Consider the following 22,966-nt stretch of genomic DNA (forward strand, 5'->3'; position numbering starts at 1 on the left):
ACTTATCTGTGACCTTATGCAAACGGTTTTGCTGTTTAATTCGTGTTTAAACAACAAGACTGCCCCAGAATTTTGTGAAACAACCAATCAATGATCTTATGGTAACCATTGGAGTGATCGAAGATGACCCTAAAATAAGGGGGAATTTTCAGGACTACTTTAAATATGACAGCCAATACAAACTAAGCTTTTCCTACCACAGCCTGGAACACTTCCTTTCCGAAGGCCAGATGCACGTTGAAGAACCATATATTACTTTTCTTGACATTAGCTTGCCGGGTATTTCCGGTCTTGAAGCTATCCCCATTCTAAAAAAGTCAATGCCTAATACACAACTGGTGGTATTGAGTGGTAACAGCGATCCCGATGTAGTCTGGAATGCAATTACCAGGGGAGCAAAAGGATATTTACTGAAACCTTTTTCTTTAAGTAATATCAAAGCGAATATCCAGGTTGTAAAAAATGGTGGCGCTTTGCTTTCTCCCGAAATAGCACACATACTTATTGATCGTTTGGGTGACGAAAAACCTCAGAAAACCTACAGGCTCAAGTTTCTCACTAAAAGAGAGCAGGATGTGCTTGAACAGTTGCTGAAAGGCTTTACCTACAAAGAAATTGCCAATGTGCTGTCTTTATCGGTAACTACCATCAATGATCATATCAAGAACATTTACAAAAAGATGAACGTTAATTCCAAAGCGGAATTACTGACTGTTTTTCTCAGGTAAATGCAAGTTATAAACAGCTCTAAAAAGGAGTGGCGGCAGCCTGTTTTAGCTGCTGCTGCTCTGGAATTTTTGAAGTCAGATCAACCCAACGGTTAAGTATGAATGTGAAATTTCTCAACATACTTTCTCATGAGTTGCGCTCGCCCCTGACAACTATTCAAACAAGCTCTGAAATATTGGAGCAGCTGGCTAATGCCGATGCAGTAGATACTGATACTATGAAAAGGCATACCCAGCGTATTATGGATGAAGTTGCCGATATGGCGTTACTCCTGGAGAAAGTACTGCTGATGAGCAGGGCGCATAGCACCCGCTCAGGATTTAATCCTGTTATCTCGGACCCGGCATCATTAATAAAGGAACTGGCCGGCAGACCTTTCGTCAGAGGCAAACAATTTGAAAAAACAGCGTTTGAAATAAAAGGAACTCCGCGGCAGGCGCTGATCGATCCTTTTATGTTCTCTCATATTGTAAACGGCCTTGTTGACAATGCTTTCAAATACTCTGCGAGGGCCGAAAGTTTGGTGCCACGTGTCAGAGTGAGTTTTACCGACGCCTATTGGCGTGTAATGGTAATAGATAATGGCATAGGTATTAAGAAAGCCGATAAAAAGAATTTATTCCGTTCGTTTTCCAGAGGTTCAAATGTGGCAGACATACAGGGAACCGGATTAGGTCTTGAGATCATCCGGTATTTTGTACGTTGTCATAAAGGTGAGATAAGTCTTAGAAGTCTGGAAGGCAAAGGAACTGTTGTGATAGTAGATCTCCCTTATTAAAGGGTACCCTTAATTAAGGGAGATTGCGCCTGCAATAAAACTTCTTTTTTTGCAGGAATCACCACCAACCCGCTTAACCTTATGGTACAATTGACTGTGATAAAACCGAAACCAATAGGACGCTGGTTTATTGATGGGTTGCCTTTTTGTCTGCAATTACAGACGCGCGTTAGATTCGTGTGGCTGTTTTTATTGTTTTTGGCGCCCGTATTGGCCCAGGCCCAGCCTGTTATATCTTCCGTATCGCCCTTAAAGGGGAGCGTTGGAACAACTGTTACTATTACTGGTAATGGCTTTAACGCTGTTGCTGCTAATAATATTGTTTATTTCGGCGCTGTAAAGGCTGTCGTTAAAACAGCCAGTGCCACATCATTAACCGTTACCGTTCCCCAGGGTGCCAGTATGGCGCCTGTTAGTGTTAGTACAAATGGTCTTACCAGTTTAGGAAATCAGTTTTTTTCGCCAACATTTGCAACCTGCGCTTCTGTTACCAGTCCTGGCGAAACAACTGCCAATGATGGAATTTCTCCTTTTCAACAAGTGCCGGCGATTACAAACGTCTCCTCTGCATTGCAGCTCGACAACAAAGACCTAGACGGAGATGGGTTGCCCGATATTATTTCGTTTAACAGATCCGGGGTATCAATATTCCGGAACACCAGTACAGGTACCACACCAACTTTTGCAGCGCGGGAATTATTGGATCTGCCTGCCGGAACTAGCAGCCATAGCCATTATGGCGGTGTCGTTACTGATATTGATGGCGATGGCAAACCTGATATCGCTTTTGTTAACAATACAGCAGGAAGACTCCTTGTTTACAGGAACCAGAGCACTTCAGGTAACATAAGTTTTTCCGCTGCTACTGTGTTTACAGGGTTTAGTTCGCCTGTAGGCATTGCAGCGGGAGATTTTGATAGCGATGGAAAACCAGACCTGGCTGTAATTGGCAACAATACAGTAAAACCACTCCAGAATACGACTGCCGGTGTGGGCAATATCAGTTTTAATGCATCCCTGGCGGCTTTCTCTACCGGTAATGGCCCCTCAAATATTGTAACAGCGGACTTTGATGGTGATGGTAATACTGATATTGCAGTTAGCAACAGTACCAGTAATACCATTTCATTTTTTAGAAACAATACGGTTGGCAGCATCAGCTTTCAAGCCAGCCTGGTAAGTACTGGAAGCGGTCCGCAGGGACTGGCAGCAGGCGATTTGAATGGAGACGGCAAGACTGATCTTCTGGTAGTGAACAGTGTTGGTAATACGCTGTCTGTTTTAACCAACAACAGCAATGCAGGCAGTATAAGCATGTCGTCTGCTTCAATGGCTCCTTTGGGAGGAACGACTGTTGCAGGAATGGTTGCCTTAGGTGATCTTGATGGCGACGGAAAAATTGATGCCCTGGCAGGCTCTGATGGAAGTAATATCAGTGTCTTTAAAAATACAACCACAGGCAGCCTTATTACATTTAATAGTACTGCCGTAAATATTGCCACCGGTGGCTCGAATCAACCGATGGCTGTATGTATAGGTGATTTCAATAAAGACGGTCAGTTGGATCTGGCCGATGCCAATGCTGCAGCTCCCCAGCTTGATGTTTACAGAAATGCATTGGGGCAGGTTAGAATCGACAAGCTTTCCAGAACTACGGGTATTAAAGGGCAGGAAGTGACCATTACAGGTGCAAATCTGTCTTGTATCACAGGAGTGACAGTAGGAGGTGAGAATACGGTTTACAGAATAGACAACGATGTTAGTGTTGTTTTTACCGCCGGAAATGGTAATACAGGAGAAGTTGTTGTGTTTACAAACGGCGGTTCTTATGTAGGCCCCATTTTTACTTTTGTAACCAAACCGGAGAATCTGGACTATGTTACTGCTGCTGATACCACTATTAAATATGGAACAACTGGCTGGACCAGGAGTCCCAATCTCAACGACGGTGGTGGTGGAATTTCCTATTCAATTACCGGTGGCGCAACTACTGGTATATCTATTCTTACTACTACAGGTCAAATCAGCTGGAGTGATATTTTGCCCGTTGGAAATTATGTCATTGAAGTTACTGCAACAAACAGCGCGGGCAGTACAAAAGCAAATCTGACTTTGCATATTGTACCCGATAAGCCTAAAGATTTCTCTTATCTTAATGCTCCTTATTCATCCTATTTCGGCGAGGCTAAATCCAGTGATAAACCAGATATTAACTGGATGGGGCAGCAATGGACAAGTCCTAAGAAGCCATTCCGTATTACATCTCCCAATCCTTTACCGCTGGATGTTACTATTGATCCCAATACCGGTATTATCAGTTGGGGGCCTAATACTCCTGTGGATTCCTACGTTTTTACGGTAGTTGCAGAAAACGATGGAGGTTCCGTAACAACCAATGTTGGTGTTGAAGTAAAAGCAGAAGCACCAACTGGCGGAGAATACAATAATACACCCAGGATAATTAATTATGGTGAAGCCGGAACAGCTACTATAAGTAAAGTAAACTGGCATGGTGTTACAGGTGACTACGATATTATATCCACCGGTTTACCGCCGGAATTGGCTATCAATGCAACAACGGGGCTTATTACCTGGACCAGCACTAACCCGGTGCCGGTAGGTAACTATACTGTAGAGGTGCGTGCGAAGAATGTAGCCGGCCCCAGTGTTACAACAATCGTTTTCCAATTGACTGTTCTTGCCGGAAAGCCTTCCGATCTTTTATATACACCACAGCCTTTTGAAGCCTACTACGGTACTGAAGACAGCTGCAGTAAACCTACTGTAAACTGGCACGGCGATATCGGTCATTATGAGATGGATCCTGCAATAGCCGGTATTTCTATTACTGAATCAACTGGCCGTATTGTATGGACCGCCACACTTCCTGTAAACACATATACCTTTAATGTAAAGGCAGTAAACAAGGAAGGCGCCAGCGACAAGTTTGTGTTTGTGCTAAAGATTAAGCCCCAGGCTCCTACGGGATTGTCTTATAAAGATACAACCGTGCAGTATGGTCCTTCACATAAAAGGCCTGCTAATGCATTGCCGGACTGGCATGGTGAAGTCAAGACTATTGACTTGTATAGTGTTAGTCCTGCAATAGCCGGAATTACCATTAATTCTGCTACAGGTGAAATACTGGTACCTGCCAATACGCCGGTGGGAGTTTATACTATAACAGTAAAAGCGGGCAATGCGGGAGGTGACAACAATGCAACATTCAGATTAACAATACAGGCTAATGCACCTGTACTTTCTTATGCGTCTCCCTTGACCAAATCATATGGTGTAGCCGACAGTACAGCATTGCCTTCCGTGGATTGGGGTGGAGCTCCTGGCAGCTTTTTGTCGGTAGTGGCGTCGCCGGCTGTTACCGGCCTAAGCTTCAGTAACACGGGCAGTGGCCGCGTATTGTGGAATAATAGTTTGCCCGTTGGCAGCTATACTATTACCGTTACTGCTAAAAACAGCGGTGGTACTGCTACTGCCAGTTTTGTACTTAATATAGTACCCAGAGCACCTACTAATCTTGTGTATGCATCTCCGGTAACAGGTGCCTATGGTGTAGCTGCCGCGTCTGCTCCACCAACAGTAGCATGGAACGGTGGTACCAATAGAAGCTTTGAAGTGGTTGGCAGTTTGCCAACCGGCTTTACGCTGGATCCTGCAACCGGCGTAATATCATGGCCGGCTACACTTGCAATAGGGCCTTATTCTGTGACAGTACGGGCAAGGAATTCTGTGGATGTCAGCAACAACGCCACATTTACTGTAAACATAAAGGCTGGCGCGCCTTCAGGTTTCAAATATGATAATGATGGCGACGCTACTATGTATGGCAATACCGGCGCCAGTACGCCACCGCAGATCAACTGGAATGGTGGTGCAGGTACTTTCGCCTTGTACGATCCTTCCGGTACAATACCTGTAGCGTCAATAAAAGTGAATCCTGCAACCGGCGTCGTCAGCTGGCTTGGTGATCTGCCTGTTAAGCAATATCAATTCTTTGTAAAAGCAACAAGTTCAACAGGAGACGAGCTTACAGCTCCTTTTAAACTTACTGTTACGGCAGGACCTGCATCCGGGTTAAACTATAATCCGGACTATGCGAATGTTGTTTATGGTAATGCAGGCGCTTCGCAAAAGCCGGCGATTACCTGGTATGGCGAGAACGGTACCTTCAGCATTACTGAACCCAGCCCTAAACCAGACGGTATTACGGTTGATAATACAGAAAACAATGAAGGCATTATTCGTTGGAGTGATGATGTGCCCGTAGGTTCTTATATTATAAAGGTTTGGGCCAGCAACAGTAAGGGTGGAACCACAGCCTTGTTCACTCTTAATGTGGCAGCAGGCGCTCCTACCGATCTGGTATATAGCAAGGTGCTGGAAACAGAAGATGCAGGAACTGCCGGAACTTCGGTGAAACCCACTGTTAGATGGCATGGCGAAACCGGCAGTTTTGAAATAGTGAACAGGGCATCGGTTCCTACAGGTATTACTATTGACAATGACGGATACATCTTATGGGATGCTTCTGTACTTGCCGGAACCTATCCTGTTCAGGTAAGGGCTACTAATACCAAAGGCAGCAGTAATATAGTAACGGTTACTATTAAACTAACGATAGCCAAACCTACTATAAGCTATACGCCTAATTTCAAAGACATTAAATTCGGCGAAGCTGCTACTTCTGTAAAACCTTCTATCAACTGGCATGGAGAAGTAGGTGATATAGGTATCGCAAACAGTGATGATATTCCTGCCGGCATTAGTATTGACACGGATGGTACACTGCATTTTCCTGCTACAATACCTGTTGGAACCGAAGTGTCTATTTATGTAACAGTATCCAACTCGGCAGGACAAAACTCCGCTACTTACAAGATAAAAGTGGGAGTTCCTCCATCTAATCTGGTTTACTCAACAATACGTTATAGTGTCATTCGTGGTACGGCTGGTAAATCGGTGATACCTACAGTTAACTGGAATGGTCTGAAAGGCAGCTTTAAAATAAGTGGTGAGCCAGCAGGTGTTACTGTTGATCCTCTCCCTGATGGCGCCCCTGCAGGGCATGGCGGACAGCTTACCTGGTCTTCGGCGGTAGCTCCCGGTAAATACGTGATCATTGCGTATGCTGAAAATACATTAGGTAAGAGTAATGAAGTGACTATCGACCTGGAGGTGCTTGAATTGCCTACCGCCAAAATATCAGGCGGCAGTACTATCTGCGCGGGCATAAGTCAAACGCTTAAGGTAGAACTTACGGGTATAGCGCCCTGGTCTATCACTTATACTGATGGAACTACGCCGGTTACCATAAACGGTATTACTGCTTCACCATACGACTTAACTGTGAGCCCGACTGTCACTACAACTTACGAGTTGACAGAAGTAAGTGATGCTGCTACTGAAAATACAGCATTGAATGAAACCGATAAGAAAACGACAGTTACGGTTAATTCGGCGGTAACTGCCCTTATTAACAATGGTGATCCTATCAGCACCTGTAACGGAGCAAGCCTGGTGTTACAGGCCAGCGGTGCGGGAACCGGCGGATCTTATCTATGGTCTAACGGGCAAACAACCCAGTCGATTACCGTAACGGCCGATGGTGATTATACAGTTACGGCTACCGATAGCAAAGGATGTTTTGGTAACTCGGCGGTAGCTAAGGTGGCGTTGAATACTATTCCGGCACCTGTTCTAACAAAACCTTCCACAACACTTATCTGTGAAGGCAGCACGCTTTCGTTAACAGCTTCGGGAGCGAGTACTTACCAATGGTATCGTAACGATGTGGCTATTAATGACGCTACCGCAGCAGTTTATAAAGCAGCTCAGGAAGGTACTTATTCAGTAAAAGGGCTTAGTGCAGCTGGTTGTTTGGGTACTGCGGCCGATAAGGCAACGCTTACGTTCGCTAAAACGCCGGTGGCCGCCTTCTCTTTTGATACTTATTGTAAAGATCTTCCGGTAAACTTCAATAACACTTCTACTGATGTTGCCGGTGATGCTGAATATACCTGGCATTTTGGCGATGGCGCTCAAAGTGCACAAAAGAATCCGGTTCATACATACACTACAGCGGGTACGGTAATGATCATCCTGGAGGCTAAATCCAAATCCTGTCCGGAACTGAAAACTACAGCTCCGAAAACAGTGACGATAGAAACTCCGGAAGAAGCAGTGAAGTATGAACCCATGAATGCATTGAAGAACCGTGCCTCTGTACTTAATGGCCGCTCCTTTGGTGAAAAATATGCGTGGACGCCTGCTACTGCATTAAGCAACAGTACTGTCAGCAATCCATCTGTAACGCCACAGGAAGAGCAGCTGTATAAACTCAGCATAACCACCAAAGCGGGTTGTGTAACGGTGGATACGCAACTGGTACGCATATTCAGCAAGGCTGAGATCTTTGTTCCTAAAGGCTTTACACCCAATGGCGATGGAATCAATGATCGTCTCTATCCCATAGCAGTAGGCATCAACCAGTTGCATTACTTCAAGGTGTTCAACCGCTGGGGTATTCTTATGTATGAAACACAGCAGGCCGGATCGGCCAGCTCTGGTGGAGGATGGGATGGCACTTTGAAAGGTAAAAAGCAGCCTATGGATGCTTATACCTGGATTGCAGAAGGACTTGATATAGATGGACAATTGGTTAAAATAAGCGGCAGTACCGTGTTAATGCGTTAATAAATGATTATTAATCTAGTGCAATGAGAAACTACCTGAACAGAATACTATTGGTATTAGGGATGGCTATGGGTATGGGAGCGGTAAAGGCACAGGATCCTAACTTTTCTCAATACTTTAGCTCACCGCTAACCATCAATCCGGCTAATACCGGTTTCTTTTACGGCAACCAACGGATCGTTGCCAACTACCGCCGGCAGTGGTGGGGGGCAGGTGATCCCTTTACTACTGCAACCGTATCTTTTGATATGAAAGGCGACGGTTTTACCGGTAATGAATTTGATACCTGGGGTCTTGGTGTTTCTGCTTTAACCGATAAATCGGCTGCTGGCATGCTGGTAAGCAACTATGCAGGTTTGTCGTTTGCCTATCATAAAGCATTGGATGAAAATGGCTACTCTTCATTAGGACTTGGTTTTCAGGCTTCTTATGTGACCCGTAAGGTTGACCTTACACATATTAGCTTTAACAGCCAGTTTACCAGCGGTGGCTTCGACCTAAACCTACCAACTGGCGAAAGCTATCTTGCCGGAACTGCCAACCATATGGATGTTAGTACAGGCCTCTTATATAAATATGACGATGAAACCACAGCTTATTATTTAGGTGCAGGATACATGCACGTCACACAACCGAAAGAATCCATTCTTAATTCGCCCGATACAAAAGTTCCTGCCAGGCTAACATTGGCAGGAGGTGTTTCTTTATCTGTTGGATATGATAGTAAGTTGTTTCTGAGCGGCTTATACCAAAACCAGGCTAATGCCAGTACTTATGCGGCTGGTGGCGCCTTCCAGTTTGGTCTTCCAGTGCAAACTGCTGATGTTTGTTTATACTTGGGAGGCTGGTATAGTAATGCCAGTATTTCTCCTTATCTTGGAATGCAATACAATACGTTCCAGTTAGGAGTTACTTACGATGTGGTTACTTCAGCTATCAAAACTGCCAATCCCAAAAACGGCAGCTTTGAATTATCGCTCGTCTACACCTTTTTCCAAAAGGATGCTAATGAGGGTAAGAAAATAGTGCCACAGTTCTAAGCAGCTGGTTCGTATTCAAAATTCAATTATTCTAAAACAAAAAACGGGTATGGTCAATCTGGACTTTAACGAAAATGAAGAACTGAATTTACAGGACGAAGAGAACCCTGTAAAGGACGAAAAAGAGAAAAACCGGGTAGCAGTGTTTATGATTGTATGCGTAGCATTGCTGCTGTTATTGCTTTCTGTAGGCGGTTGGATTGTTTACGATAAAATCCAAACAAAAAGCGAGTGGGCTTCCCTGCAGGTTCAGTTCGATTCTTCCCGTAATATATTGAAAGAAGAGTATAACAGGGTGCTGCAAAAGATGGACTCCCTTAATAGTTCCAATGTAGACCTTCAGCATGAATTGAACAGCAAAAAACAACAGATCGACAAATTAAACGCCGATCTTGAAAAAATAGTGAGTGAAAAGAATTCAGATCTTAACGAAGCCCGCGCTAAAATCCAGGAATTGAATGCCCGGATCAAAGAACTGCTGAGCGAAATCGAAAACCTGAAAGCACAGAACAGGGAGTTGATGGCTGGCGCCGGTGGTGAAGGTGGTGGTACAGGCTACAAAATAGTAAGTGGCGACTCTATCCTCGTTAATACACGGCCCATGAAACTGTCAGGAGGTGATGCGTCTCCTATTCCTCATGGTCATTCTGCTTCAGGTCGCCTGCAGGTGGGTGGCATCAATATTTACCCGGTGCAGGGTAATGGCGAAGAGAAATCTGCTGCACTCTCAAAATTTACTTCATCCCTGAAAGTGGTTTTTGAATTAACGAAAGATTCTTCCCTTATTTCTGGCAACAAAGAGCTCTTCCTGGTGCTGTCTGCTCCCAACGGCAATACTATTTCAGGCGCAGCTGATGGTAAAGCCGATGGTAAAGCGCAGCCCGCCAGCGGATCATTTCAAACCAATGATGGCGTTCAAAAGGTATATACTGTTAAACTTACTCCCTATTACGATAAAGCTAATGGCAGTAAAGTAGAATATACCTGGAAACAAAATACAAGATTCAACCCCGGAGAATACAAAGCTGAAGTATTCTTTAATGGTAATAAGATTGGAGAAGGCAAACAAAATCTCAAGAGAGGCACAAAGCCTTTCCCGTTCTAAGTTGAGATTTCTTCCCTTCGTTGTTTTATAGGCCTGGCAGGATTCAGCAACTGCCAGGTATTTTTCCCGGCAGGCAATATTAGTTCCGATTGTATGGCTACACTTAAAGATCAGGTACAGGCATTGAATTTTTTGATCCTTAACGGAGAAGCGATCCGGGCCATGGAACTTTATTATGCCGATGACGTTGAAAAAAAAGAAAACGAAGAGCTGCCAATGAGAGGTAAGCAGAACTGTATCGACATAGAGATCAGCAACCAGCAGAAGCTGAAAGAGGTACATGCAAAACTGCTTAACCAGGCGCTCGATCCGGAAAAAAATGTTGTATTCAGCGAATGGGAATATATCTATACTTATAAAGACAACCGCAAATTCCTGCTTCGCACTGTGTCCGTCCAGCAGTGGCAAAACGGGTTAGTGGTAAGAGAAAAATATTACTACAAGAACTTTTCCCAGGTCTGATGGTATTGCTCAGGTCCCGGGGGAGGTTCTTGTAATTTAAATTAGACTTAACGCTTCGACGTAGTTTTTCTGGCTGTTTTCTTCGCTACCTTCTTCCTGGCTGTCTTCTTTGCTGCTTTCTTAGGCGCACTTTTTCTGGATACCTTTTTAACCGTTTTCTTTGCCGCTTTTTTAACGCCGGTTCTTGTAGTACTTGTTTTACGCGCAACTTTTTTAGCTGTCTTTTTCCTTGCAACTTTCTTGGCTGCCTTCTTGGGTGGTGCCGGTGTTTTGGCCCCTTCTTTACGCGCTTCAGACAAGCCTATCGCAATTGCCTGTTTAGGATTGGTGACTTTTTTGTTGCTGTTGCCGCTTTTTAATTTGCCTTGTTTCATTTCTTTCATGGCTCTCGCCACTTTCTTCTGGCTTTTTTCAGAATACTTTGCCATAAAATGATATTTTACAATGAGTTAATAAGAGGAATATCTTCCTGCTTAATCCGATGCAAATTTGCTGCCACCACTTATGGGGAAAACATACCGCTTCTTTTCATGTACACATAACTTTCGCTTAATGTCTATTTAACACAATGCTGCTAAGTTGTCGTCCAAAAACTGTAGAACAATTATGTTACAATGGTGGGAATCCCTGGATAAGGCCGCATTTACTGCTGTCAACGGAACCTGGAGTGTCAGTTGGTTAGATGGGCTGATGTTATTAATGAGAAATCCGCTTACATGGATTCCTTTGTATGCTTTCATGTTGATCTGGTCCTTTGTTAAGATCAAGCCATTGTTCTGGTGGTTTCTTGTACTTACCATATTAACCTTTTCCATCACGGATTTTGGAAGCAGCAGCTTATTAAAACCTTTCTTTGGCCGGCTACGGCCTTGTTACGATCCGGATCTTCAGGATACCATCCGCAGCCTGGTTAGTTGCGGTGGTCGCTATTCGCTTCCTTCTTCGCATGCGGCCAATCATTTCGGACTGGCTATGTTCTGGTTTCGCGCAGTGCTTTTAGTCACCGGTAAAAAATGGAACTGGGTATGGATCTGGGCATTCATCATAGGATATGCGCAGGTGTATGTAGGGAAACATTTTCCTTTCGATATCCTCGCAGGTGCCACGTTGGGTATGTTGGCCGGATGGGGCGTTTCGGCATTGTTTGGCTATTTTAGCGCCCGTAATTCTCCCGTTCTATCATGAAGATAACTGCGCAACGCTTCTGGCAATTACTCGTTTTAGTGGCTGTATTATTGAATGCCACAGGTCTGCTGAGCGAAATCCTGGAACCAGATGGTGCCCTCTACGCCACCATCTCCAAAAGAATGGTACTTACAGGCGACTGGGTAAACCTTTATGGCAATGGTTCCGACTGGCTCGACAAACCACACATGCCCTTTTGGTTAGCGGCAATAGGTATGAAATGTTTTGGTATAACAGCCTTTGGCTATAAACTGCCTGCATTCTTATGCTTCCTGGCGGGATTATGGTATACCTGGAAACTGGCAGCCTTATTATACGATGAGCAAACGGCATGGTTAACAGCTGTTATTTACAGTACCGCACTGCATACTTTGCTTGCTAACTTCGACGTAAGGGCAGAACCCTATCTTACTGCATTTATTATTGCGGCTACCTATTATCTATATCGCCATGTTAGGGAACAGCGAGGCCTGCACCTGCTTTTGGCTGCATTCTTCTCTGCACTGGCGATCATGACAAAAGGTATTTTTGTATTACTGTCAATAGGAGGAGGCTTTGTTATATGGTGGATGCTTTCTGCACAATGGAAGGAATTTATCCGCCTGCGCTGGTGGATCTTTTTACTGCTTACTTTATTGCTCATAACACCCGAACTCTATTGTTTATATGTTCAGTTCGACATGCACCCCGAAAAACTGGTGTTCGAAAGAACAGGGGTTTCCGGTATCCACTTTTTCTTCTGGGATAGCCAGTTCGGCCGTTTTTTCAATAGCGGCCCTATTAAAGGACAAGGCGATCCGTCTTTCTTCTTGCATACAACCCTCTGGGCCTTTTTACCGTGGTCGGTATTTTTATATCTAGCAGTTGTGAAACTATGCCGTACAAAAGAACCTGCTAATCGTCATCGGTGGATCATATGGGGCGCTGCGGCCTTAAGCTTTTTATTATTCTCTCTATCCAGCTTCCAGTTGCCGCACTATATCGTGATCCTGTTCCCGCATTTTGCCATGATCACGGCAGCTTACCTGCTGCAGGTAAAAAAACAATCTACTATCAAAGCATTAGGTATTATACAATACATTCTGATGGGCATCCTCGTGGTATTGTTTACAGTACTGGTCTTATATCCCTCTTTGGTGCACCGGCCGGTATTATTGCTGTTGCCCGTTGCAGCCGTAGCATGCCTTTTCTTCAGGAAAAGAGGTGTAATGAACCTCGCAGGCAGGGGATTGGTATTTGCTGCTTTATTATTTGTTTTCATGAACCTGTTTTTTTACCCCGCACTTTTGCATTATCAGGCCGGAATGGAGGCGGGAAAATGGATGAAAGAAAAACAACCCGGAGCCAGGCCGGTTATGTTGCAGTCGGTACTCTATAGTTTTGAATTTTATGCTCCTGGCCTGGTAGAATATGCGCGGTCTGAAGATGACCTGGAACGGCTTGCCGGTAAATATCATACGCTGGTGGTTTTGGTTTCGGCAAAATTATGGCCTCAATTAAGGGATAGTATGCCGGAGGTACGTCCTTTGCAACAGCTTAATCAGTTTCATATCAGCCAATTAACCGGAGCGTTTTTAAACCCCGAAAAAAGGCCGGATGTCCTCGAAAAATTCATTTTAGTGCGAATTCAGAAGAATTAAACCTGATCTTTTGGTTTTTTCTATAGCCTTTCCGGTCATTATTTCCGGATGTTATATTTATAACGTCCTTTAAATCAATGATATCTTATTAAGATATTTTCAAATTGCCTTACTTAAGGTAATATAAAGATGAAATAACGTTTTAAGTTTGGCCGGTGAAACTTAGTACGCTCATCGCCCCTGGAGCAAACAAGAAAATACCAGCTTCCAGGCTTTGGTAATCCTGCGCCACTCATTCACTACTCTTTTTCGTCCCCTTTTTAAACTGCTATTGTTCTATAACTAATATTTCCGGGTTTCTTATGACCTATATAGGTATTATTGAAAAAGAAGAAGGTGCACTTTGTCATATTAAAACCAGCGCGCTGAATACGGAGGGGGTTAGCATGGCATTCACATGTTCTTCGTTCCGGGGGTATCATGCGCTGCCTGAAATAAGCCGAAAGGCCGATATCATTATTGTTGGGCCAACCACAGATCTCGAGGGCTTAAATACGCTGGTCAGAATAAATAAAGAACAACCAAAGGCTGAGTTGATACTGGTTTTAACCGGCTCAAATGAGCAACTCGTGCTTAAGGCCATAAAAGCAGGCGTAGTAGGGTTTCTTAATGATGGATTCACTCAGCCTTTGTTTCATGCTTGTATAACTCATGTTAAGGCAGGTCAGAGCTTTCTTACTGCCGATCTGCAACGAAGGTTATTTAACCTGCTTCACATTGAACACATGCATTGTGAAGACAGGGCAAAACCAAATCTGCTTACCGAAAGAGAAGCCGATATTGTAAGGCTTATCCTGAAAGGATATACCAATAAAGAAATAGGAGAGTGCCTGTTTATTTCACATCACACCGTTAATGAGCATCTGAAACGCGTATTCCGTAAACTGAATGTAAACTCCAGGGTAAAACTAATTAATAAGGTAGTAGCTGACTTTAATTTGAAAGAATAAATGGAAAACGACACTGTACAAAAGGAATATTTACTGAAAGGAGAGAATAAAAAGGAACTGCTGGACGTGGAACCTGAAAAGGTTATTTGCCTTCATGCCGCTGATAACTATGCCCGCATTTTTTATATCGATGAAGAAGATCGTATCTGCTCGGTTTTATTCAGAAGCTCATTGAAAAAGCAGGAAGAACTGCTTTCCCGGTATCCCTTCTTTTTCCGTTGTCATAAACGATACCTGGTGAATGTAATTCACGTACACGAAGTTGCAGGTAACGGAGTAAACCTGAAATTAAGACTGCAATGCATGAAAGGACTGATTCCGGTAAGCAGAACACTGCACCAGCAAACGCTGGCATTGCTGGAACAGTATACCGATTGCCTTGGATTCGCTGAAGGATAAGGGATACTACTTATCCCTTTTTTCTTTTTCTTCCAGTTTCTTGTTGAATCGTACAACCTGCCAGTACTCTTTTCCATAGCTAACGAAGATCTCGCTGCCGGCAGGAATATCTTTTTTAGCTTCCAGGAATACGCGAACGCCTTCTTCTACATATTCAGCATTGTTAACTACGCCCTTTATTTTTACCAGTCCGCCTGCATCATTTGCATAACGGGCCAATGATTCGGGGTGACCGCTGGCATCTATTACGTGATTACGCTTCACGTAAAAAATATACCCGTTGGTGCCGTTTTTATGATCAACCTCCTTCCAGGTGGTTATTGTTCCTGTGTATTCAAGTATGCGGGTACCTTTGGTAATAAGCTTTTTGGTAAATAAACCCTTTCCTGCACCAGGAAGGGTAGAACGCTTAACTACAAGCTGCTTTTCTAATAATGACATAAGCGGCAAGTTACGTATTGGCTTTGTAATACTATAACCTCGCAGGCATTTTCCTGAAAATATACTTCCCTGACAATGATAAGAATCATATTGCCGGAGCCCCCGGAATCTTTGAACTTCGCTTTGTTTTAATGGACCTTTGTCATATGAAATCTTCGATGTATTATCTTGCTGCCCTCACTTCTTTTGTTATCTGGGGCTTTTTTAGTCTGGTGCTTAAACCGCTTGCCGCTTACGCTTCACTTGATATCCTTTTCTATCGTGTGTTCCTGTGCGCTGCACTAATGCTTGTTATAAGTTTGTTTTTCCGCCGTAAAGCACTAACTGATGCAAAAGCACAGTTTAGGGATATGTCTGCGGGTAAAAAATGGGAAGTGGCAGGCCTTACGCTCGGTGGTGCACTGTTCCTCTTTGCCAACTGGTTCTTTTTTATCTACGTAATGAACCATATCAGCGTTAACGCTTCCTCTTTTGCTTTTCTCGTTTGTCCCATTATGACAACCGTGCTTGCCTTTTTTCTGCTGCGCGAACGTCTTACCAAATGGCAATGGGTGGCAGTTGTATTCAGCGTATTCAGCTGCGTGATCCTTTCTTTTAACCATGTGAAAGATATGCTCTATGGCCTTGTAGTGGCTTTTACCTATGCGCTTTACCTGGTAAGCCAGCGAAAGAATACCGGCATCGATACTTTCCTGGTACTTACAGTTCAGATAGTATTTTGTGCATTGCTTGCCTTGCCCTTCTATCCGGCTTATCGCGAAGCGGTGCCTGTAGAATGGTCGTTTTATGCGTTTATACTTGTGATTGCAGTAGTATTTACCATTATTCCTTTATTCCTTAATCTTTGGGCGCTTCAGGGAATAACCTCCTCTGCCATTGGTATCCTGCTATATGTGAATCCTCTTGTGAATTTTTTACTCGCGGTAGCCTATTATCACGAAGAAGTAAATGCGCAGCAGCTTTGGGCCTATGCTATCGTATTGTTGTCTGTGATAATCTTTAACGAACAATATCTGTTCCGGAGAAGCCGTAATAAGATCTCTCCTGTTACAGCAGCGGTTCCGCCGGAACAAAAGAACACGACCGTGCCCACCGCCGCTGTCAGGCAACAACGTTCCCGGCCCGCAGAGCCTGTTAGCTGAGTGCTATCGGATGCCAGGGCGACAGCTCATAAGGTGCTTTGTCGTGCTCAAATATCCTTGCACTGCGTGTGCCTTCCAGCGTTATCTCGCTGCCTTTTACCCGTATCCAGCTGCCTTCGCGCAAGCCTACCACAGGTGTTTGCTGCTGGGTATGAAACTCCCTGATCCGGGTTTCCCTGGTTTCTCCCATATGGGGCAAGTCGGGTATAGGATCAAGATAATGCGGGTTCAGATTGAACGGCACAAGCCCCATGGTCTCAAAACTGGGGGGATAAACGATAGGCATATCATTGGTCGTTTGCATATTGCAGCCGCCGATATTACTGCCCGCACTGGTGCCCAGGTAAGGCTTCCCGTTTTCAACTTCATGGCGCAAAACGTCCATCAGTGCCAGCTCGTGTAACTGTTTTACCAGCAGGAAGGTGTTGCCGCCACCGGTAAAAAAAGCTTCCCCGTTTTGCAGCGCCTCAGCAGGTGAAGGAAAACGATGCAACCCCGTCACCTTTATATGCAGCGGCGCAAAAGCAGCCGCAGCTCTTTCTGTATAATCATCATGACTGATCCCTCCGGGGCGTGCATATGGAATAAAGAGCACTTCCCTGACCCCGCCAAACAACTCTTTCATCACCGGCAAAAGATAAGAGAGATATTCTTCCCCATGCAAAGTAGACGTACTTGCCAACACTATATTTTTCATACCTGCAAGGTAAGAATAGATAGCAGATGGTGGACGGGAGTGCCTTTTTTGTGTATGCTAACACCGCTCCAGCCCGCAATGTTCATCACTTGTCTCCACCTGTAGGGTAGCATGCTGAATTCCCTGCGACTGTAACAGCGCAATAGCCTCCCGCCTTACTCTTGCTGCCTCCTGCATACCCGACGTATCCGCTACTACAAGGTGGCCGCTAAAGATAATATAACTGCCGTCCATCGTCCACAAATGCAGATCATGTACAGCTATTACATCCGGTATCTGCAATAATGCTTCTTCAACCTGTCCGGGATGTATATTTTTGGGTGTAGCCTGCATGAATATCCTGAAGCTGCTTCTGAGGTTACGAACAGCATTGTATAGTATGAATACGGCCACGGCTAACGATAATAACGGGTCTATCCAATACCACTGCGTATAATGCATGATAATACTGCCCGCCAGCACAGCAACCCAACCCAATACATCTTCCAGCAGGTGAAGCATCACGGCTTTCTGATTCAGTGAATCACTTCCTTTGGATAATTTCAAAGCAGCTGCTCCATTAAATATAAGTCCTAATATCGCAAGCCACATCATGCCTCCCGTACTTACAGGTTCAGGATGCCAGAAACGGGGAATGGCTTCACTAATGATAAAAACAGAACCGGCAACAAGTATCACCGAGGTGATTGTAGCGGCAAAGGGAGAAAAACGCCGGTTGCCATAAGTGTATGAAGGCGTCCGCCCTTTCAGCGAATGTTTTTCAAGCCACATCGCTACAGCAATGGCAATACTGTCTCCCAGATCATGTACCGCGTCCGATAAAATAGCTACCGAATTAGTGGCTAGCCCCCCTATAAATTCAATAATGGTAAATGATAAGTTTAATAGTAATGCCAGCGTGAGGTTCTTAACCACCGGATGTACATGTGGCCCCTCATGATGATGATCGTGCCCGTGCCCGTTTCCCTCATGTGAATGAGTATGGCTACAGGTTGCTGAATGTGTATGCGGGTGACTATGGTTCATTGCCTGCCGTTATTTATAATTGTACAAAGTTCGGTACGAAAAGCGCTCCATTCTTGTCCGCATAAAAGTAATGGTTGGATAAATCACGGTTTTTCCGCAACGCGAAACAAATTCGTAACCGCTCCAATGCCGCTTTCGACCTGCTTTAAAGCCGTATTAAAGCCGCATTGGAGCTGCCCTGAAGCCGATTTAGCGTGTTCGGTGCGCCGCTCCCTTACCGCTTTTTATCCCTCCTATAGACCGCTCCCGGCGGGCAGCTATTACCTAACTTGGTTATATTTGATCCTTAAACAATTGCCTGGTGTTCAAAAGAAGTTTGCTTGGTGTCGTTCCGGGAATAATGCTATCGCTTATGGGGTATGCCACTCCTGCCGATTCGGTAATGGCGGTCCTGGATAAAACTGTGGCCGAAAAAGCAAAATTCGCAGCCTGGAAAGAACAACAGATTGCCGCTCTCCGCAGTTCGGCCATTCGTTTGACGCCTTATGACTACAACAAAGCTATGTACGATGCCTTCCGCAAATTCAGGCTCGATTCGGCCTTGTTTTATGTACGCACGAACTTCGAAACCGTACAACATTCCGGTAATAAAGAACAACTTCAGGAAGCCGCTCTCCAACTGGCGTCTATCTACTCATTCGTTGGCCGCTATCTCGAAGCAGAAGACCTGCTGAATTCTGTAAACGTCCACCAGCTGCCTGCAGGCCTTGTGCCTGTTTACTACGAAGCACGCCTGCGTTTCTTTGAGCATTATAGTACCAGCAGCAAGGGACACGCAGGTGGATACCGCAGCCGCGCTGCTACCTACCGCGATTCTCTTATTGCAGTCATCGACACTGCATCATCGTCCTGCAAGCTCCTGCTTGCCGAACGCGATATAGAGCTCGGACACCCGCAGATAGCAGAACAAAACCTGCTCCGTTTACTGCCCTTACTCGCCGAAGAGCATAGCGAATACGCCATGGCCGCCTACCTGCTCGCCAAGATCTACGGAAAACAGAAAAACCAGGAGCTCGAAAAACTATACTACGCCCGCTCTGCCATTGCCGATCTGCGCAATGCCGTGAAAGACCAGGCCTCGATCCTCAACCTCGCCCTCATCTGTTATGCCAATGGCGACATCGACAGGGCCTACCTCTATACCCGCTCAGTAATAGAAGATGCCCTATTCAGTAAACTGCAGTTCCGGACCATTCAGCTATCCGAATTCTTTTCCATCATCAATGCCGCCTACCAGGAACGCGAAGCTGCCCGCAAAAGCCAGCTCCAGGTTGCCCTTTGGGCCATTAGCCTGCTGTCCTGCTTCTTAATCCTGGCAGTTGTCTATGTCTATAAACAAATGAAAAAGCTCTCCCGCATGCGCGAAGAGTTGTATGAGGGAAGCCGGAAACTTACAGCACTCAACACGGAAATAGTACATGCTAACGAACAGCTCCGCGAACGCAACGCCCAGCTCTCCGAGGCCAACCACGTAAAAGAAGAATATATCGCTCATTTCTTCGACCTCTGTTCCTCCTACATCAATAAACTCGAAAACTACCGCAAAACACTCCAGCAAAAAGCTACCTCCAGGAAAATGGACGAACTGCTCGACCTCCTTCGCTCCACATCCCTGGTCGATGACGAACTCGACGAACTTTACCGGAATTTCGACTCCATCTTCCTCCATCTTTACCCCGGTTTTGTACAGGATTTTAATCGCCTTCTCCTGCCCGAGGAACAGGTGGTGCTGCGCAGCGGCGAGCTCCTCAACACCGAATTACGCATTTTCGCACTCATCAGGCTGGGCATTTCCGACAGCGTAAAAATTGCCGCTTTCCTCCGCTATTCCCTCAGCACTATTTACAATTACCGCACCCGTACGCGCAATAAAGCCGCTGTCTCCAGGGATGAATTTGAAAGCAGTATCATGAAAATTGGGATGCAATTCACGGCAAATACCTGATTTTCTACTACCGGCACACTACTTTTTTGCTAAATGAAATAATTGTAACTTGTTTGTTTTCAATTCATTAATATTTTAGTGCGCTACTTTTTTTTATATGAACAGTTTACGGGTTCTCCTGTTTTATAGTTTCACCTCCTGCTCCGGATTTCTTTAAACCATTTATAGATCATGATGAAACACGTTACGATTGCCGCCTTCTTGCTTCTTGGCATAACAGGACTAAAAGCACAGCAAAAGCTGCCTGTTTACCTCGACGATAGCAAGCCCATCTCCGAACGCGTTGAAGACGCGCTTTCCAAAATGACCGTAGAAGAAAAAATAGCTATGTGTCACGCCCAATCCAAATTCAGTTCCAAAGGCGTTCCCCGGTTAGGTATCCCCGAAGTCTGGACCACCGACGGCCCCCATGGCATCCGCCCCGAAGTATTATGGGACGAATGGTCACAGGCCGGCTGGACGAACGACTCGTGTACAGCTTTCCCGGCCTTAACTTGCCTGGCAGCAACCTGGAACAGGGATATCTCTCTCCTCTACGGTAATTCAATAGGCGAGGAAGCGCGCTACCGGAATAAAACAGTATTACTTGGCCCCGGCGTTAACATCTACAGGTCGCCATTGAACGGCCGTAATTTCGAATACATGGGTGAAGACCCTTTCCTTTCCGGTCAGATGGTCGTGCCCTACATCAAAGGTGTACAGCAAAATGGTGTGGCCACCTGCGTAAAACACTTCGCCCTCAACAACCAGGAAACCAATCGTATGGACGTGAACGTCGTTGTCGACGACCGCGCGCTTTATGAGATCTATCTCCCTGCCTTCAAAGCCGCCGTACAGGAAGGTGGCACCTGGTCTATAATGGGAGCTTACAACCAGTACAAAGGCCAGCACTGCTGCCACAACCAATACCTGCTGAACGATATCCTCCGCAAAGAATGGGGATTCCAGGGAGTAGTGGTCTCCGACTGGGGTGGGGTTCACGATACAAAGCAGTCTATCTTCAATGGCCTCGATCTCGAATTCGGGACCGGTACCGATGGGCTTGCTAAAGGAAAAAAGAACGCTTACGAATATTATTACCTCGCTTCTCCTTACCTCGATCTCATTAGATCCGGCGAAGTGTCAACAAAAGAACTCGACGAAAAAGTAAGAAGGATCCTGCGTTTATGCTTTCTTACCAGCATGAATAAAAACAGGCCTTTCGGCTCCTTCGCCACAGAAGAACATGCCAAAGCAGCCCGTGACATTGCGGAAGAAGGCATCGTATTGCTGAAAAACGAAAGAAACGTACTGCCTATAAACCTGGCAACAGCTAAAAAGATAGTTATAGTGGGCGAGAACGCCGTGAAAATGATGACGGTGGGCGGTGGTAGCTCCTCGCTGAAAGTAAAAAAAGAGGTCTCTCCCCTCGATGGTTTAAAAAACAGGATCGGCTCACAGGCACAGATCGTATATGCCCGTGGTTATGTGGGTGATGCCTCCGGATCTTATAATGGCGTAGTGTCTGGTCAGAATTTAGCCGATACCCGCTCTCCGGAAGTATTACTGCAGGAAGCCTGCGATGCAGCTAAAGACGCCGATATCGTTATCTTCTTCGGCGGCTTAAACAAAAGTAACCACCAGGACGCCGAAGGCTCCGACCGTAAAGGACTGGAACTGCCTTACAATCAGGATAAGCTGATAAGCGCACTTGCCAAAGTGAATAAGAACCTGGTAGTGGTAAACATCTCCGGTAACGCTGTAGCCATGCCCTGGGTGAAAGAAGTACCCGCTATCATGCAAGGCTGGTTCCTGGGTTCCGAAGCTGGCAATGCCCTCGCCGATGTGCTGGTAGGTGATGCCAATCCCTCAGGTAAACTGCCTTTCACTTTCCCCGTTAAACTCGAAGACAATGGAGCCCATGCCCTCAACGCCTTCCCCGGCGGCAAGGAAGTAACTTATAAAGAAGGCATCTTCGTGGGGTACCGCTGGCACGAAAAAGAAAACAAAGCGCCGCTGTTCAGCTTCGGACATGGACTAAGCTACACCACCTTCACCTATGGAAAGGTTACTGCCGATAGATCGGAAATGAATGCCGGCGATAAAATAACTTTTACCGTATCCGTAAAGAATACCGGCAAACGCGATGGTGCCGAAGTGGTTCAGTTATACATCCGCGATGTAAAATCTTCTGTTCCCCGCCCGGTGAAAGAACTGAAGGGATTCCAGAAGCTACAGCTGAAAGCAGGGGAAGAAAAACAAGCGAGCTTTACCATCGATGCCGCAGCGCTTAGTTTCTTCGACGCCGGTAAACACGAGTGGGTAGCTGAACCAGGAGCTTTTGAAGCCATCATTGGCGCTTCCGCTGCCGATGTAAAAACAAAAGTTCCATTTACCCTGAAATAATCCCTCCCTATTTGTTCAGGGTTTGACTCAAGAAGTCCGGGCCTTGAGCTATAGAAGCCCAACCCGGTAAAGGCGGGGAGGGGTAAGTGCGATGCAAGTGCGATACAAGTGCGATGTAAGTGCGATACAACTGCGGTTATGGTATGCTCATGGTAGTATTGTCGGCTTATCTATTTTCTGCTATTGTATCATGGGGATATACTTAATAAAAAGGAGGCCGTATCATAAGTGCGATACGGCCTCCTTTTATTCGGGTACCTGATGGAGCCGGGTTCGCGTTTAAGCAATTCTCAGCGGCTATTTTTATTTATGACCCACCCCCTTTTTTACC

At 45.4% G+C, this 22,966-nt stretch carries 17 protein-coding genes; 13 read left to right on the forward strand and 4 right to left on the reverse strand.

Annotated elements, in window-relative coordinates:
- Window positions 1-74 precede the first annotated feature (74 nt).
- From ESB13_RS02260 to ESB13_RS02285, 6 genes are all read left to right on the forward strand, one after another.
- Window positions 75-728, forward strand: coding sequence for a LuxR C-terminal-related transcriptional regulator (locus ESB13_RS02260; protein ID WP_129001411.1), 654 nt, complete (start codon window positions 75-77; stop codon window positions 726-728).
- 98 nt (window positions 729-826) lie between these two features.
- Complete coding sequence (locus ESB13_RS02265; protein ID WP_129001412.1) at window positions 827-1,507, forward strand: sensor histidine kinase; 681 nt, start codon at window positions 827-829, stop codon at window positions 1,505-1,507.
- An 81-nt stretch (window positions 1,508-1,588) separates the two neighbouring features.
- Window positions 1,589-8,218 (forward strand): FG-GAP-like repeat-containing protein, encoded by a 6,630-nt coding sequence (locus ESB13_RS02270; RefSeq protein WP_129001413.1) that lies wholly within the window; start codon window positions 1,589-1,591, stop codon window positions 8,216-8,218.
- A 23-nt stretch (window positions 8,219-8,241) separates the two neighbouring features.
- Complete coding sequence (locus ESB13_RS02275; protein WP_129001414.1) at window positions 8,242-9,258, forward strand: PorP/SprF family type IX secretion system membrane protein; 1,017 nt, start codon at window positions 8,242-8,244, stop codon at window positions 9,256-9,258.
- A gap of 49 nt (window positions 9,259-9,307) precedes the next feature.
- Window positions 9,308-10,363: a hypothetical protein gene (locus tag ESB13_RS02280; RefSeq protein WP_129001415.1), complete on the forward strand. Its 1,056-nt coding sequence runs from the start codon at window positions 9,308-9,310 to the stop codon at window positions 10,361-10,363.
- A 93-nt stretch (window positions 10,364-10,456) separates the two neighbouring features.
- A complete protein-coding gene (locus ESB13_RS02285) occupies window positions 10,457-10,825 on the forward strand; it encodes a hypothetical protein (protein ID WP_129001416.1) in 369 nt (122 codons plus the stop codon).
- 47 nt (window positions 10,826-10,872) lie between these two features.
- On the opposite strand, the gene ESB13_RS02290 is transcribed toward ESB13_RS02285, so the two are convergent.
- Window positions 10,873-11,253, reverse strand: a complete 381-nt coding sequence (locus tag ESB13_RS02290) for a DUF6496 domain-containing protein (RefSeq protein WP_129001417.1) — start codon at window positions 11,251-11,253, stop codon at window positions 10,873-10,875.
- Window positions 11,254-11,431: 178 nt separating this feature from the next.
- Between ESB13_RS02290 and ESB13_RS02295 the strand changes: the two genes are divergently transcribed.
- From ESB13_RS02295 to ESB13_RS02310, 4 genes are all read left to right on the forward strand, one after another.
- A complete protein-coding gene (locus ESB13_RS02295; protein WP_129001418.1) occupies window positions 11,432-12,010 on the forward strand; it encodes a phosphatase PAP2 family protein in 579 nt (192 codons plus the stop codon).
- Window positions 12,007-13,650, forward strand: coding sequence for an ArnT family glycosyltransferase (locus ESB13_RS02300; RefSeq protein ID WP_129001419.1), 1,644 nt, complete (start codon window positions 12,007-12,009; stop codon window positions 13,648-13,650). Before ESB13_RS02295 ends, ESB13_RS02300 begins: the two co-directional genes overlap by 4 nt.
- A 302-nt stretch (window positions 13,651-13,952) precedes the next feature.
- Window positions 13,953-14,600: a response regulator transcription factor gene (locus tag ESB13_RS02305; RefSeq protein ID WP_129001420.1), complete on the forward strand. Its 648-nt coding sequence runs from the start codon at window positions 13,953-13,955 to the stop codon at window positions 14,598-14,600.
- Entirely contained in the window at window positions 14,601-14,999 is a 399-nt protein-coding gene (locus ESB13_RS02310) for a LytTR family transcriptional regulator DNA-binding domain-containing protein (protein WP_129001421.1), read from the forward strand.
- Window positions 15,000-15,005: 6 nt separating this feature from the next.
- On the opposite strand, the gene ESB13_RS02315 is transcribed toward ESB13_RS02310, so the two are convergent.
- Entirely contained in the window at window positions 15,006-15,440 is a 435-nt protein-coding gene (locus ESB13_RS02315) for an SET domain-containing protein (RefSeq protein WP_129001422.1), read from the reverse strand.
- Window positions 15,441-15,586: 146 nt separating this feature from the next.
- On the opposite strand from ESB13_RS02315, the gene ESB13_RS02320 reads away from it, so the two are divergent.
- Window positions 15,587-16,582 carry an EamA family transporter gene (locus tag ESB13_RS02320; RefSeq protein WP_129001423.1) on the forward strand — a complete coding sequence of 332 codons (996 nt, stop codon included), beginning with the start codon at window positions 15,587-15,589 and terminating at the stop codon, window positions 16,580-16,582.
- On the opposite strand, the gene pepE is transcribed toward ESB13_RS02320, so the two are convergent.
- On the reverse strand, window positions 16,575-17,279 hold the full coding sequence (gene pepE / locus ESB13_RS02325) for a dipeptidase PepE (protein WP_129001424.1): 705 nt from the start codon (window positions 17,277-17,279) through the stop codon (window positions 16,575-16,577). The two genes, ESB13_RS02320 and pepE, sit on opposite strands and share 8 nt — an antisense overlap.
- A gap of 57 nt (window positions 17,280-17,336) precedes the next feature.
- The gene (locus ESB13_RS02330) at window positions 17,337-18,305 is read right to left on the reverse strand and encodes a cation diffusion facilitator family transporter (protein ID WP_129001425.1); all 969 of its coding nucleotides are present in this window, start codon (window positions 18,303-18,305) and stop codon (window positions 17,337-17,339) included.
- A 301-nt stretch (window positions 18,306-18,606) separates the two neighbouring features.
- Between ESB13_RS02330 and ESB13_RS02335 the strand changes: the two genes are divergently transcribed.
- On the forward strand, window positions 18,607-20,250 hold the full coding sequence (locus ESB13_RS02335; protein ID WP_129001426.1) for a DUF6377 domain-containing protein: 1,644 nt from the start codon (window positions 18,607-18,609) through the stop codon (window positions 20,248-20,250).
- A gap of 171 nt (window positions 20,251-20,421) precedes the next feature.
- Complete coding sequence (locus ESB13_RS02340; protein ID WP_129001427.1) at window positions 20,422-22,635, forward strand: glycoside hydrolase family 3 C-terminal domain-containing protein; 2,214 nt, start codon at window positions 20,422-20,424, stop codon at window positions 22,633-22,635.
- Window positions 22,636-22,966 lie beyond the last annotated feature (331 nt).

Origin of the sequence: Filimonas effusa (assembly GCF_004118675.1) — a bacterium.
GTDB lineage: Bacteria > Bacteroidota > Bacteroidia > Chitinophagales > Chitinophagaceae > Filimonas > Filimonas effusa.